Source organism: Wolbachia endosymbiont of Dipetalonema caudispina (assembly GCF_013365495.1).
Classification (GTDB): Bacteria; Pseudomonadota; Alphaproteobacteria; order Rickettsiales; family Anaplasmataceae; genus Wolbachia.
Genome location: NZ_CP046580.1, coordinates 560,832 through 576,694, shown reverse-complemented (window position 1 = coordinate 576,694; position 15,863 = coordinate 560,832). Strand labels below are relative to the sequence as shown.

The following is a 15,863-nucleotide window of genomic DNA, read 5'->3' as shown; positions in this document are numbered from 1 at the left end:
CTAAAAGTCTATATCAATAGCTTTTTATCGTTTTTTGTTTGTTGATAAGATGTGCTTATTAACGAGTTTAGATTTTTTAGATTTGAGTGCTTTATTCATTATCTTGTTACAATAAGGACAAAATGTTTTTTTTCCTTTTTCTTTGTATAAATATATTAGTGGATGACCAAAATATTCATCATCATCCTCACAGCCACAGCAGTAAATTATTATACTATTATTTCTGACTTCTGACATATTTTCCTTATAGTTTATAATATTTTTTGTCTTAAATATATTTGAAAGTAGAAAATAGATATTATTCTTTGCTTTTACTTCTTTTTATATTTAAGTTAATTAATTCTTTTTGAACGCTCTCTGGAGCGAACTTACTAACACTTTCTCCCAATCTTGCTATTTCTTTTACGAAACTTGATGAAATGAATTGAGTATTTTCAGAGGCAGGAAGAAATATAGTTTCAATTTCAGGAAGAAGTTTGTAATTTATCCAACTCATTTGAAATTCATAATCGAAATCTGATACTGCTCTGAGTCCTCTAATAATAACAGAAGCATTTTGCTCCTTTGCAAATTTCATTAATAATCCATTAAAAGATATAACATCTGCACTAATTCCTAACTTTCTAATTTCATTTTTAGCCATACTTGTGCGTAATTTTGCATTAAAAGTAGTGTACTTATTGGTATTTTCTGCAATACCAATTATTAATTTATTAACTAATTTACATGCTCTTTTTATTATATCAATATGTCCAAAAGTTATAGGGTCAAATGTACCTGGATAAATTCCTATTCTGTTATCAATATCCACTCTTTATTTTTATGAAAATGCTTTTCAAACTTTTAATGGACATGATAACATTTTTTGTCTAAGTATGAAAGTATACAGTTGGCCTGGTAGCTCAGTTGGTAGAGCAAAGGACTGAAAATCCTTGTGTCGCTGGTTCGATTCCTGCTCAGGCCACACCTTTTTTTTATTTTATAAATTTAAACTTTTCTTTTTACCTACTATTCTAGTATATTATGCATTTATATAGCTATAAATTGTGGGCATGATATATCAATGTTATATGAAATGTTTATTTTATTTAGTATAATTTTATTATTCAGTAGTGTTGCTCATACAAGCACTAATAGAAGTTTGCTGCATTCAATAGATGAAATAGTTGTTGGTTTATTAGAAGCAGAGAAAGAGATATATCCATGTGAAGCTGATTTGTCTAAGAAATTCTATGAAATATTTAATAATTGGAAAATTAGGACTGTGTTAATTGATTATAATAAAATAATAAGCCTTAAAGAAATTCAGGCAGAGTTACTTGCTCTTGCAGAGCAAGATAAAATTTTAGCAAGAAAGCTAATATTGGATAGAACAAAAGTTGAAGTTGCAAAGTTCATTAAAGAGTTTAAAATAAATAGGATATTTATTTTAGGAAATTATTGTAGTTTATATTCAGGATTATTTGATCCTATTTCTTGGCGCCAGCTTATTATCGAAGCAATTATAAAAATAGTAGATAACAATCCCGCAATTCACTTACTTGGTATATGTGGCAGTTTACAAGAGATTATGGATATGAAAGGAATTGAAATATTAAATGTAGTAAATTTTATAAATGATGAAAGGAAGCAAAAGCTTTATTTAGGATTTGCATCTGATCAACAGCAGGAAAATGTACCTCTGCAGCAGATAAAAATTATTCCAAATAGCTACTTAGCAAAAATAGTTGCTAAATTTTTGCCATCTGATAAAAATGGTTGGTTTTCAACTTGTGTTCCAAGTGTTTGTTCAAGGGTGGTAAGTAATACGTTTAAAAATAGAAGAAAGTTAGAATTACTTGGATATAAAGTTGCAGCATTTTCCAGTAATGGAGTAATAGAAGCTATTGAAGATAAGCATGGTAATATTTTCTTTCAAAATTATCCAGAAGCACTTATTGTAAAGTCAGATAGAAGATGTTATTCATTAAGTTATAAAGCATGTTACATTTCAACGCTGGTTACTATGGCGATTATAAACGATTTTCTTCATCGTGTTTAATGGAAAGTTTTGGAATCAATGTTCATGTATTAAATTGTTGTGTGTAATTGTAATCTTCTTCTTGAATTATATGCTCATTTTAGTAAAATTGAGTTTTTTTAGATTCTAAATATATTAGGGTGATAAGTAAAAAATTATTTAAAGGCCTTTTATATATAGTAGAATAGAATTATGAGTATGTGTAATTAGGTTTAATTAGAAAGATAGAAAGATAAAGTGAACTAAATTTGATAAGAAATTGCTTGGTGTTTTAGCTTTACTGTAGAATTAATGGCAGTGATTTTTCATTAGGGGATTGATATAATTAATTTCTGTGTAGTTTTTTAATATTATTAAAGTGTACTGCAAGCTTTATGAATAAAAAAAACTTTTACAGTTATTATCATATATAATGTATTTATTTTGCAAGATTATTTGCTAACGAATGGATCATGAAAGTAACCACACTGCGATGTATTTATCTGTTTTTTCTGAATTTCAGGTTAATTATTTAGTGATATAAGAAACTAAATCGAAAAAGATAAAACTCTATTTTAAAAAATGAATGGTATATTTTTATCTTTTTAGAGTTAAGTGTTTTCTTACTAGATATATAGATAGTTATTGATATTCAGAATTTTGAAAGGGTGTTATATAAAAAAAATTTAATATACTCGGCATATTAATTACTAATTAATGATGATTTATTGTTTAACTTACTACATGTAGTAGAAACTTTATTGCTAAATTTTATAAAATTTATTACCCTATGTTTTTAGTCTGGTGGGTTTGTGGAACCATATAAATAATGTATTTATAGTAAGATCTAATGAAAGGAAAGTTAATATATTACTTTAGTCAAGACAAATGTGAAGGTAATGCAGAAATGAAAAATTTGTTAGGGGGTAAAGGTGCAAATTTAGCGGAAATGTGTAATGTTGGTATTCCCGTTCCTCCTGGCTTTACAATTTCCACCTTTGCATGTAGTAAATATGGACTATCTGGTGATTTGTGTGATGAAATCGAAAGATATATGGTGATGCTCGGAAGTGATGTTAATTGTAAATTTGGAGATTCAGATAATCCTTTGCTTGTTTCTATACGTTCTGGTAGTGTAAGTTCAATGCCTGGCATGCTTGATACAATTTTAAATGTTGGGTTAAATGACACAACTGTTATCGGACTTGCAAAAAAAAGTGGAGAACGTTTTGCTTACGATAGCTACTGCCGTTTTATTATGATGTATTCAAGTGTTGTATTACAGATTGACTATCGCTTGTTTCAGAGTGTTATTGATAATGAACGACAAAAGCGAGGAGTAAAAAATTTAGCTGATTTTCATATTGATGTTTTAAAGAATATTATTAGTATTTTTAAAAAAATAGTATATGAAAGAACTGGAAAATACTTTCCACAGAGTGTTGGAGAACAGTTATTCAGTTCAGTGAATGCAGTGTTTTCTTCTTGGCAAAATGATAGGGCTATTTCCTATAGAAGGATAAATAATATTCCTGAAGCTTTTGGAACTGCAGTTAATGTACAAGTAATGGTTTTTGGTAATTTGAACAACAATTCTGCAGCTGGTGTAGTATTTACACGTGATCCTTTGACTGGAGTAAAGAAACTTTTCGGTGAATTCTTGATCAATGCTCAGGGAGAAGATGTAGTTTCTGGTATTTATACTCCTATGTCAATTAATGGAGAGCAAGAAAATACTATGGAAAAATTGATGCCAAACGTATACCAAGAGTTATGTGATGTATGTAAAAAACTTGAGGTGCATTATAAAGATATGCAAGACGTTGAATTTACTGTGCAAGATGGTAAATTATGGATTTTACAGACTAGGTCTGGTAAACGTACGGCTGAAGCTACTATTCGTATAGTAGTTGATATGGTAAGCGAAGGAGTAATTACAAAAGGAGAAGGAATATTGAGAATTAATCCAAAAATTCTTGATAATTTGTTACATCCGGTTCTTGATATTGGAAGTGATCAAAAAGTAATAGGAAAGGGACTAGCAGCTTCTCCAGGTGTTGCTTCAGGATATGTGGTGTTTAATGTAAAGGATGCAGAGGAAGCTGTAGAGCAGGGTAAAAAGGTAATTTTGGTGAGATTAGAAACAAGTTCTGAAGATATTAATGGGATGAATGCTGCAAATGGAATAATAACAGCACGAGGAGGTATAACTTCACATGCTGCTGTTGTGACAAGAGGGATGGGAAAACCATGTATTTGTAGTGTAAATGGACTTTGTTTAGATAAAGGTGGAAATTTTTTTTCTGTAGGAAATATAAAAGTAAATAAGGGTGAACCAATTACTATTAATGGAGGAACAGGAGAAATAATGCTTGGCATTCTCCCTACAATTTTACCTGGATTATCACAAGAATTTAAGACAATAATTAATTGGGTAGATGGGATTAAAACGATTAAAATAAGAGCAAATGCTGATACTCCAAAGGATGCAAAGATTGCTAAAGAGTTTGGCGCAGAAGGTATAGGCTTATGCCGTACTGAGCATATGTTTTTTGTTCATGATAGGATCGAGTTTATTCAAAAATTAATAATAGCTGATGACAAAAACGAAAGAGTAGGTGTACTAAACAAATTAGAAGAAATGCAGAAGTCTGATTTTAAAAAAATATTTTCTATTATGGAAGGCAGGGAAATAACTATACGTTTGTTTGATCCACCTCTACATGAATTTTTGCCTAGTGATCAATCTGTTATAGAAAGAATTGCTAAATCAATGAATAAGCCTGTTGAGGCAGTAAGAAATAAAATAACACAATTATCAGAAAAGAATCCGATGCTTGGTCATCGAGGCTGTAGACTTGCTATTTCTCATCCTGAAATATACAGTATGCAAATTAGGGCAATATTTAATGCTGTAAATGAACTAAGAGAAGAAAAAGAGGTAAAAGTTATGCCTGAAATTATGATTCCTTTTATTATGGATGAGAGAGAATTTATTTTGATATGTGAGTTAATAAAAAAAGAATTTTCTATTCTTTTAGCTGAAATTGAGACACAGGTTCCAGCATCATGTACTAAAATGTTACTAGGTAAAAAAGATAAAGCTTATTCAATTGGAACAATGATAGAGTTACCACGGGCAGCATTGATTGCTGATAAATTAGCGCAGCATGCAGAGTTTTTTAGTTTTGGTACTAATGATTTAACGCAAACTACCATGGGACTTTCAAGGGATGATTCAGTAAATTTTCTTGATTCTTATAAAGAAAACAATATATTTAAAGATGATCCATTCAAAGTGCTTGATATTGAAGGAGTAGGAGAATTAATCAAAATAGCTACTGAGAAAGGTAAGAAAATGCGAAAAGAAATTAAGGTTGGTGTATGTGGAGAACATGGTGCAGATCCGCAATCTATAGAATTTTTTATTAAATCAGGGGTGGATTATGTTTCATGTTCACCTTACAGAGTACCGCTGGCAAAATTAGTAGCAGCGCAGTTTAGTGTTAAGTCTAAATATATTAGATAAATTAGATTTTAATATGTTACATATTGTAGCACTTTTCTAATCTTTTGAATCATAAAGTTTATACTTATTTTTTGATTTGTATTTAATTTTACTTTTTGTTTTTATGATTTAGTATAGATAAAATTATTACAGCAGTTAGTAAATTATTTTATAATGGGTAAATGGGTAATTACAATAGTGTATTGCTGATTAGATATAAAATTTTTTTGCTTTGTTTTGTATTTAATTTTTTCTATTTGTTGAGGAGAATTTTGGCTTTTACCAAGTTATTATTTTATTATTGACTTAATATGCTGAGACTATATTTATTTTTTTATACGGGGTATTAATTTGTACCGTTTTTTCTATTGCTAAGTTTTCATCTATTTTTTATATTTTTATGTAATAATAAGCGTTTCCTAAAAAGATATTTTATGTTTATTTGTTGACTTTGTAATGTAGTTTTTTTTAAATCATTTTTAATTCATGTTAACTATGTAAAGTTATTTTATAAAAGTTATAGATGTATTTATATTATAATTATAATGTTGCTTGTATGATTTTTTTAGAACTAGCTTAAATTGGGTTTCATAAATACCTTGCTTAATTTGAATAATTTATAATTTCACAATAAGATACTTAAATAAGTTAAAAAGTTCACTTCATATCAGAACATATATACTAGTCCCTAAAGGCTAATATTAGGGTTAGTTTGGGTATTTCATCACTAAATTTTATATACTTTGCTTGTCTGGCACTTTAGTTTTCTATATCATTTACTTATGGGTAAAATTATCTACTTCATATCGATTATTTATCATTTCATTACTATAAAAATAAAGCATTTAATTTTTTTTATTTAAAAAAAGAGATGGTAAGATTGTTGATTAGTATCAGTCAAAAAATTAAAGCCCCTCAATTATTCTCATTTTATAAAATAGAAAAAGCATCACACTTAAGATTTATCACTTATTTCAGATGAATTAATCTTATGATATACTACCTATCTTAAATTTATTGGAGGGATTATACATACCTAGTTCACTATATAAATTTTTTTATTATTACTTAATTATTACAATGATAGCATGAATATTAAAAGTTACTCAGATGATTTTATAATGATAATCAATATAGATCTACTTTTACGATAAATTTTCTATTTTCAGTTTTTAGTTCTGATTGTATATCATCACTCCACTGTATAGCTTTAGCGTTACATACTGTTTGCAAATCATTCTCTGCGGACTGATTTAACTTGTATTCTTGTAAGTTTGTTTTTATTATTAATTTCTTTATTGGATACTTAATCGATACATTGTTATATGCTTTTATTTCTCTTACAATATCTAGTATTTGTACGAAATTATTTCCCATTTCTTCAGAAAATTTATCATAGGTGAGTTCTCCTCTATTTGGCCAATTATTTTGATTGTGTATAGAATTATAGCTATATAATTGCTGATATATTTCTTCTGTAATATATGGCAAAAAAGGTGCAAACAACCGCAAAATAATATTCAATACATATGATAAACTATGTTTCGCGCTTAAGCTTGCTTCATTGCTGACCGTATCACTATACACACGTTTTTTCACTAGTTCTAAGTAATTATCACAAAAATCCTCCCAAAAAAATTTCCTTATTGTATTTAGAGCTTCATAGTACTTAAACTTTAGCAAATTAACTGTTGCTTTTTCTATAACTTTGCATAGCTTAGACAATACCCATTTATCCATTATCTCACTGACAAAGTTTATATTTACAACTTGATGCTTCTTTATAAATAGAGAAACAAATTTACTTGCATTCCAAAGCTTTGTAATAAGACGCTTGCCAATTTTGAATATATTTTCAGAGTAAACCGTATCAGTTCCAAGTCTTGAATTTGCTGCCCAATAACGTACTACATCTGCACCATAAGTATCAAGTATCGTATGAGGGGTGATAATATTGCCTTTTGATTTGCTCATCTTTTTTTTATCGTCAGCTAAACACCAACCGCTGATCATAATATTTTTCCATGGTAGTAAATTTGCGTGATAATGTGCTTTCAAAATCGTATAAAAAGCCCAAGTTCTTATTATTTCATGACTTTGGCTACGTAAATTCATAGGAAATACCTTATCATATCGATGTCCAGGCAAATAGAATTCATTATTTACTGCCAATGCATTTAATTGAGGAGTGATTGCGCTTGTAGCCCAAGTATCCATGACGTCTTGATCTGGAATAACTTCTTCTTTACTATATCCTTTTGGTAAATCTTTTAACGGATCAATAGGTAAATCTTTTGCTTCAGCCAAAATAATTTTTCCTTCCTCTCCTTTACGTTTTGAGTACCATACTGGAAATGGAACACCAAAGTAACGCTGCCTTGATATACACCAGTCCCAATTTAATTCTTCTATCCATACTTCAATGCGTTTACGCATAGTGCTTGGATACCAATTGCATTCTTTTACTCTATCCAATACTTGTTTTTTTTGATCCAAAACCTTAATAAACCATTGATAAGTAGGCAATATCTCAAGTGGAGTACCAGATCTTTCTGCACACTTTATAGAATGAAAAATGTTAGTATTTTTTATCAAAAGTCCTTTTTTAGTTAGAATTTCTATTATTTTTTTTCTTGCTCCTTGAATCTTTAGCCCATTTACTTCATTATAAATTTCGGTATTATGCATGACATTTTTTGTTGTCATCCAAGTAGCAATTTTTTCTATCGTTTTAATATCTTGATATTGAGGTTTACTATCATGATATATTAAATCCAGACTTACCTTTCCATCTTGGTCCAGAATAATTTTTATTGGTAAATTATACTTTTGCTGCCAATATATATCTAATTCATCACCAAATGTACAGCACATAACAAGCCCTGTACCTTTATCTATTTTCACCTTATCATCAGATATTATTGGAATTTTTACTCCTGTAATTGGTGCTATAGCTGTTTTTCCAATCAGGTGGGTATAACGTATGTCTTTTGGATGGCAGAAGACTGCAACACATGCTGGAAGTAGTTCAGGACGTGTGGTCGCGATCTTGATTAACTCATTTTTTTCAGTGAAAAAGGCTATAATATATAAAGATGATTCGAAAATTTTATTCTCTATTTCTGCTTGTGCAATTGCAGTTTTGTCAATCGGATCCCAGATAATAGGTTGCATTTTTCTATATGCATATCCTTTATTATATAGGTCAATAAACGACATTTGAGAGAGTATTATAGTTTCTTTGCTAATTGTGTGATATTCTAGATTCCAATCATAGCTAATACCAACCGATTTAAATAATTTTTTAAATTCTTGTTTTGACTTTTCAATAAGTTCATAACATATCTTCATAAATTTCTCTTTGCCAATCTCTTTTGCTCTGATTTTATTGACTTTTTCTACTAATCTTTCAGTAGGAAGTCCATTATCATCAAACCCAATTGGATAAAATACGTCTTTTCCAAGCATACGTTGAAATCTTGCAATAAAGTCTGTATGGCAATAACTAAATATATGTCCAATATGTAATTTTCCTGATATTGTTGGTGGAGGGGTATCTATGGTAAAAGTGTTATTCTTTTTACCACTCCATTTATAAACTTGACTTTTTTCCCATAACATATTGCATTTGGCTTCAATTTCTTTAAAATTATATTTTTTTTCTAACATAAATATTCTTAGTCTTTCCCATAAGTTAACATAATTACAGGAATTTTGTTCTAAAATTTTGCGGTGCATTATTATAATAAATGATAAATATATAAGTAACTACTTAACTTTGGTTTTTGAAATTTTTATATACTAAAATGTATTCAATTAAAGTAGATCATGACACTAAAACAGAAATATAAAAAGTATTTGGATGAGAGAAAAATATTTAAAAAAGCAAATTATCAATATGGTAAAACAGTTTTTAGACACTAAAATAATAGATAGCTACTAAAAATGAGTTAAGGTAAGGAAAAATTTAAAAAGTGAAGTTTATAAAAATAAATTGTCGGTTGATAAAGTAAATAAAAAGTAAATAATTTTGAACAACTAGAAAAAAAGTTAAAGGTTAAAAAAGATAAAATTCAATATAGTCAAAAATGGGAGCATAAAATTAAAAACCAAAAATGGACCAGTGCATCATAGAGTCATAAAAATTTTACGTATAATGTTCTATTTTTGCGTGGTTTACTCTTCTTGTGGGGGGGATTGATAATTTACTATATTAAACGTATGGTGTTAGATTAGATATACAGTTATATTAGTGTAGTAGTAATTTTTTACTATGTTAATAATTAATGCATAATATATTTATTACTTAAATCTAGTATTTATAGTAAGTAAAATACAATCATGAGAAATAGACAAAAATTTATTATAGGGTATTAGCTTAACATTATTGATTAAGTCAAGTTTTACTTAAAAAGTATGAATGAAAAATAAGTACTAAAAAGGTGTTTGTTATCAATATATAAGCTATAGTCTTAAATAATATAAAAATCTTGTTCTATATAAACATACTACTTTACTAAGTACTAGTAATTTTGATATAGTTATATTTAAAGTTAAAACCTATAAAAATTTGTAAATGGCAACTTTAAGCGTTAGGGAAGCTTTATGTATAGCAATCAGAGAAGAAATGCAAAATGATCATGATGTATTTGTTCTTGGCGAAGAAGTTGCAGAGTACGATGGTGCTTATAAAGTGACAAAGGGATTACTGAAGGAGTTTGGAGAGAATAGGGTGGTGGATACTCCTATTACTGAACAAGGTTTTGCTGGTCTTGCTATTGGAGCAGCACTTGCCGGACTTAAACCAATTGTTGAATTTATGACTTTTAATTTTTCTATGCAGGCCATTGATCAAATAGTGAATTCTGCAGCAAAAATAAATTATATGTCAGGTGGACAACTTGGGTGCTCTATAGTGTTTCGTGGTCCTAATGGTGCTGCAGCGAGAGTTGCTGCTCAACATTCTCAATGCTTTGCATCTTGGTATTCGCATATACCGGGATTAAAAGTAATAGCACCTTATTTTGCTTATGATTGTAGAGGTTTGCTCAAAGCAGCAATTCGTGATCCAGGTCCAGTAATATTTTTGGAAAACGAAATTGCTTATGGACATGAGCACGAAATTTCTGATTCTGAACTATTAAATAAAGATTACTTGCTTGAGATAGGGAAAGCCGCTATTATTCGAGTAGGAAAAGATGTAACTGTCACTGCTTTTTCATTGAAATTAATGTATGCTTTGAATGCAGCAGATTTACTTTCAAGTGAAGGTATAGAAGTGGAAGTTATTGATCTTAGAACTTTAAGGCCACTTGACATTGAAACTGTTATTAATTCTGTTAAAAAAACTAATAAGTTAGTGAGCATAGAAGAAGGTTGGCCGTTTGCAGGAGTAGGAGCAGAGTTATCAGCTATTGTTATGGAATATGGGTTTGATTATCTAGATGCTCCAGTTGTGCGAGTGACTGGTAAGGATATTCCTTTACCTTATGCTGCAAATTTAGAAAAAAAAGCATTACCTCAAGTAGAAGACATAATTGAAGCTGTACATCAAGTTTGCTTTAGAAAGGCTTAACTATTTAGTAAAAAGACTGAGGCTAAACCTAGAAATATAAAAGCTGAAAGAATATCGGTTGTTGCTGATGTCAGGATCGAAGAAGAAACAGCAGGGTCAGATTTTAAACGATGAAGCATTATAGGGATAAAAGTTCCAATAAATGTTGCAATAATTGACATCATAATCATAGAAGTAACAAAGATAATTTCCACTTTAAAAGTATGAAATCTGATTGCTAATACTATAAGTGAAATAATGGATAAAATTATTCCGTTTATTAAACCTATCAAAAATTCTTTTATAAGTATTCTACTTCTATTTTGCTCGGTTAAATATTTTGTTGCTATTGCTCTAATAGTTAATGTTACTGTTTGAGATCCTGCATTTCCGCTCATTGATGCAATTATTGGCATTATTATTGGTAGTACTACAAAGCTTTCTATTACATTATCAAAAAAACCAACCACTATAGAGCATATTGTTGATGCTAAAAGATTAAATAATAGCCAAGGTAATCTTTGAATTATAGTTTTATGTATAGGGGCATTTATATCAGCTTTAGATGATATACCACTTATTTTCAGTGCATCTTCCTCTGTTTCTTGTTGCACAACTTTTATTACATCTTCAATTAGGATCACACCTATAATCTTGCCTCGTTTATTTACTACTGGAGCTGATAGTAAAGAATAATCTTTAAATATTCTTGCTACTTCCTCTTGGTCTACTCCAGTCTTGATAGTTTTTATATCTTGGCTCATTATCTCTTTTATTGTTGTTTCCCCTGAGTGGGATATTACTTTGCTTAAATTAACACTACCTATAGGTTCTAGTTTTGAGTTGATAATAAAAATTTGGTGAAATTTTTCTGGTATCTTTTTATAATTACGTAAAAATTCTGTTAATTCATTTATTGTCCAATAATATGGAGCTATAACCATATTTTTATGTATTAGCCTTCCTGCACTCTCTTCTGGATATGATAATAACTCTTCTACTAGCTTTTGAGTTGTATTAGGCAAGCAATTAAGTATATTCCTTATAGACTTTTTATCTAAGTCTTTGACTATGGTTACTATATCTTCTACGTTAAGAAGTGTTAATAACTTTGCGGTGTTTTCTACTCCTAGTGTTTCTATAATTTCTACTTGTAAATCTGGTACTACATGCACTAGAGCATCACTTAACGAGTTTTGATCTAGAATACTGACTAATTTTTCCCTATGATCACTGATTGAGGTGGATAGAAAATAAGCTAACTGAATGCTATCTATTGTTTTTACAATCTCGCGGGCATTTTCTAATTCTTCATTATCAAGCGATTCAATCAAATCATCAATAGCTTTTTTATCTGAGCCATATTGAAAATTTATTTCGATGTTCATATCTTTACCTTACTTTTTAATAAGAGCATGTACTTGATTCATTATAAGCATTAGAGTATAATAAGATTGTTTTAAATTAACTATTATATGGTAAAATTTCTATTTTGTGTACTGTTATTGCTATTGATAGTAAATATATTGAAACCTAAGGCGTAAATGAATGAAAAACCATTTAGAAATTTTTGAATATTTCCAGAGTTTAGCTAGAAGCATTTCAGCTATCAGGAGGTGCCTTTGACATAGAGAAATTGAAGTCACGTCTTGTAAGTCTAGAATTTCAAGCTATGAGTAATGATTTATGGAAAGACAATCAAAAAGCCCAAAAAATTTTGAAAGAGCGTTCTAAAATTAAGAATGATATAGAATCGTTTCAAAAGTTAGAAAAGGATTACAAAAATGTTATTGCTTTAATGAAAGCTGCTATCGATGAAAATGATGAAGAATTTTTTTTTGAAGCTAAAGATGAACTAGTAGAATTAGAAAAATTAATAAAATACAAGGAAGCAGAATCCTTATTTTCTGGTAAAACAGATAATAATAATTGCTTTTTGGAGGTTCATTCAGGAGCAGGAGGAACAGAAAGTAATGATTGGGCTGCAATGCTTATACATATGTATATGAGATGGGCTGCAATTTATCATAACTTTAAAGTTGAAGTTGTAGAAAAATTAGAAGGAGAATCAGTTGGAATAAAATCTGCAACGATAAAGATTATTGGAGAAAAAGCTTATGGATGGACAAAAAGCGAAAGTGGTATTCATAGATTGGTTAGAATATCACCATTTGATGCAAATAGTAAACGCCATACTAGTTTTGCAAGTGTGGGAGTTACCCCTCTAATAGAAGATTCAATTGATATTGCTATAGATGAAAAGGATCTAAGGATTGATACTTATCGTGCTTCTGGAGCAGGAGGTCAGCATGTAAATAAAACTGAAAGTGCAGTACGTATAATACATATTCCAACAGGTATTATAGTTCAGTGCCAAAATAGTCGATCTCAGTATCAGAATAAAAATGAGGCATTAAGATTACTTAAAGGACGTTTATATCAAATTGAGTTAGAAAAAAAGGAACAGAAAATGGCTCAAGAACATGATAAAAAATGTGGTATAAGTTGGGGCAATCAAATCAGGTCATATGTTATGCATCCATATCAAATGGTGAAAGATTTAAGGACTGGATATGAAGTTAGTAACATAAATTCAGTTTTTGATGGTGATATAGATTGTTTCATAGTTAGTATGCTTACTAAAAACTAGGTATAGTTAAACTTTTACTGTATGATATGTTTATAAATCTTACTGTTGTGCTAGATAAAATTCTCTTAGCATTTTTAATTAAGTTAACTTTTATACTATTTTATAAAATTATTATGTTTTGTTTACTTATGTACTTTTTTTTGTGTCACATATAAATATGTGATTTGCTTATATATATAATTTTTAAATTAAAGGTAAGGTTTAAACTAATTTTCTTGTTATTAGATTTGATAATATCTTTTACATTCTCTAGTTATTTACTCAGGGTATATTACATGTATACTAATTACTAAATTAAACTTAAAATGATAGGAATGAATAAATTTCAATCGATCCGTAATATTGCAATAATTGCACACGTTGATCATGGTAAAACTACTTTGCTTGATAATATGTTAAAACAAAGTGGTATATTTCGTGAAAATCAAGAAGTACAAGAAAGAATCATGGATAGTGGTGACCAAGAGCGTGAACGTGGGATTACAATACTTGCAAAATGTACATCAATAATGTGGGATCATGAAAAAATTAACATTATTGATACACCAGGACATGCAGATTTTGGTGGAGAAGTAGAAAGAGTATTGTGTATGGTAGATGGTGTACTACTGCTGGTTGATGCTGTAGAAGGTCCGATGCCACAGACTAAATTTGTGTTATCAAAAGCACTAAAAGCAAGTTTGAAACCAATTGTGATAGTTAATAAGGTTGATCGACCAGACAATAGAATTCATGAAGTGTTAAATGAAATTTATGAACTATTTTTTAATCTTGATGCGACTAATGAGCAGCTAGATTTTCCAGTACTGTATGCTTCTGGTAGAAACGGCTGGTGTGTTAAGAAACTTTCGGATGAAAAAAAAAATTTAAACCCATTATTTTCGACAATTATAGACTATATAAAACCTCTTATTTATAATCATAATGCACCTTTTGCTATGCTAGTTACTTTGCTTGAATCTGATAAGTTTCTGGGGAGAATATTAACAGGAAAAGTTTATCAAGGGACTGTGAAAGTTAATTCTGACCTTAAGGTATTTGATCTTAATGGTAAAGTGATTGAGAGAGGAAGATTGATTAAGTTATTATCATTTTCTGGCCTTAAGCGTATTCCAGTAGGACAAGCCATGGCAGGTGACATAATCTCGATTGCAGGGCTTGAAAAGGCTTCAGTTTCAGATACCATAGCAGCACCTGAGGTTACAACAGCAATTAGTTCAACTCCAATTGATCCACCAACTATGGCAATTACTATAAGTGTTAATGATTCACCACTTGCTGGACAAGAAGGAACAAAACTTACTTCAACGGTTATAAAAGAGCGTTTATATGCAGAAGCGGAAACGAATGTTGCAATTACTGTAACTACAACACCAGATGGTGAAGCATTTGAAGTTGGTGGACGTGGTGAGTTACAACTTGGAGTGTTAATTGAGAATATGAGAAGAGAAGGTTTTGAGCTTTCTGTTTCACGTCCTCGAGTCTTTTTTAAAGAAAAAGATGGTAAAAAGCTTGAACCTATAGAAGAAGTGGTAATTGATGTAGATGATGAGTATAGCGGTATTATTATGGAAAAACTTAGCTTACGTAAGGGTGAAGTGGTTGATATGAGAACTTCTGGTAAGAGTAGAACGCGATTAACATTTTTAGTGCCATCAAGAGGATTAATTGGTTATCAAGGAGAGCTTTTAACTGATTCTCGAGGTACTGGTATAATCAATCGTTTATTTCATAGTTATGCCCCATACAAGGGTCCAATTTCTGGAAGACGCAATGGCGTATTAATTTCTACTGATAAAGGTGAAGCTGTAGCGTATGCAATTTTTAATTTGCAAGATAGAGGTATCATGTTTATTAAACCACAAGATAAAATGTATTGTGGTATGATTATTGGTCAACATAGTCGCAATAATGATTTAGAAATAAACGTACTCAAAGGTAAGCAATTAACAAATGTAAGAACTACGAGTAGTGATGAAGCTATAAAACTTATTCCACCAAAAACAATGACTTTAGAGGAAATGATATCATATATAGATGATGATGAGTTAGTGGAAGTGACTCCAAAGTCTATACGTTTACGTAAAAAGTTCCTTAACTCTAGTGAACGTAAGCGTGCAGAAAGGAAAAAAATAAAGTATAGGTAGTAAGG

General features: G+C 29.8%; 9 protein-coding genes and 1 tRNA gene. 6 read left to right on the top strand and 4 right to left on the bottom strand.

From position 1 onward, the window contains the following. Nucleotides 1-24 precede the first annotated feature (24 nt). Nucleotides 25-237 carry a hypothetical protein gene (locus GOY14_RS02130; RefSeq protein WP_175809653.1) on the bottom strand — a complete coding sequence of 71 codons (213 nt, stop codon included), beginning with the start codon at nt 235-237 and terminating at the stop codon, nt 25-27. A 61-nt stretch (nt 238-298) separates the two neighbouring features. Then, nucleotides 299-811, bottom strand: a complete 513-nt coding sequence (coaD, locus tag GOY14_RS02125; protein WP_175809652.1) for a pantetheine-phosphate adenylyltransferase — start codon at nt 809-811, stop codon at nt 299-301. 80 nt (nt 812-891) lie between these two features. On the opposite strand from coaD, the gene GOY14_RS02120 reads away from it, so the two are divergent. From GOY14_RS02120 to ppdK, 3 genes are all read left to right on the top strand, one after another. Continuing rightward, nucleotides 892-964 (top strand) — tRNA-Phe (locus GOY14_RS02120). 99 nt (nt 965-1,063) lie between these two features. Next, nucleotides 1,064-2,041 carry a glutamine amidotransferase gene (locus tag GOY14_RS02115; protein WP_255419674.1) on the top strand — a complete coding sequence of 326 codons (978 nt, stop codon included), beginning with the start codon at nt 1,064-1,066 and terminating at the stop codon, nt 2,039-2,041. Nucleotides 2,042-2,849: 808 nt separating this feature from the next. After that, nucleotides 2,850-5,528, top strand: coding sequence for a pyruvate, phosphate dikinase (gene ppdK / locus GOY14_RS02110; protein ID WP_175809651.1), 2,679 nt, complete (start codon nt 2,850-2,852; stop codon nt 5,526-5,528). A 1,107-nt stretch (nt 5,529-6,635) separates the two neighbouring features. On the opposite strand, the gene GOY14_RS02105 is transcribed toward ppdK, so the two are convergent. After that, complete coding sequence (locus tag GOY14_RS02105; protein ID WP_175809650.1) at nt 6,636-9,176, bottom strand: valine--tRNA ligase; 2,541 nt, start codon at nt 9,174-9,176, stop codon at nt 6,636-6,638. 907 nt (nt 9,177-10,083) lie between these two features. On the opposite strand from GOY14_RS02105, the gene GOY14_RS02100 reads away from it, so the two are divergent. Continuing rightward, nucleotides 10,084-11,082: a pyruvate dehydrogenase complex E1 component subunit beta gene (locus GOY14_RS02100; protein WP_175809649.1), complete on the top strand. Its 999-nt coding sequence runs from the start codon at nt 10,084-10,086 to the stop codon at nt 11,080-11,082. Here the strand turns inward: GOY14_RS02100 and mgtE are convergent. Beyond that, a complete protein-coding gene (gene mgtE / locus GOY14_RS02095; RefSeq protein ID WP_175809648.1) occupies nt 11,079-12,449 on the bottom strand; it encodes a magnesium transporter in 1,371 nt (456 codons plus the stop codon). The two genes, GOY14_RS02100 and mgtE, sit on opposite strands and share 4 nt — an antisense overlap. 160 nt (nt 12,450-12,609) lie before the next feature. Here mgtE and prfB point away from each other — a divergent pair. Together prfB and typA are read left to right on the top strand one after the other, a co-directional pair. Next, nucleotides 12,610-13,711, top strand: a protein-coding gene (gene prfB, locus GOY14_RS02090; RefSeq protein WP_255419673.1) for a peptide chain release factor 2 whose coding sequence is annotated in 2 segments (ribosomal slippage) — nt 12,610-12,684 and nt 12,686-13,711 — 1,101 coding nt in all. Because the reading frame shifts where the segments join, the coding sequence is not laid out codon by codon here. 314 nt (nt 13,712-14,025) lie between these two features. Beyond that, nucleotides 14,026-15,858, top strand: coding sequence for a translational GTPase TypA (gene typA, locus GOY14_RS02085; RefSeq protein WP_175809647.1), 1,833 nt, complete (start codon nt 14,026-14,028; stop codon nt 15,856-15,858). The last annotated feature ends 5 nt before the right edge of the window (nt 15,859-15,863 follow it).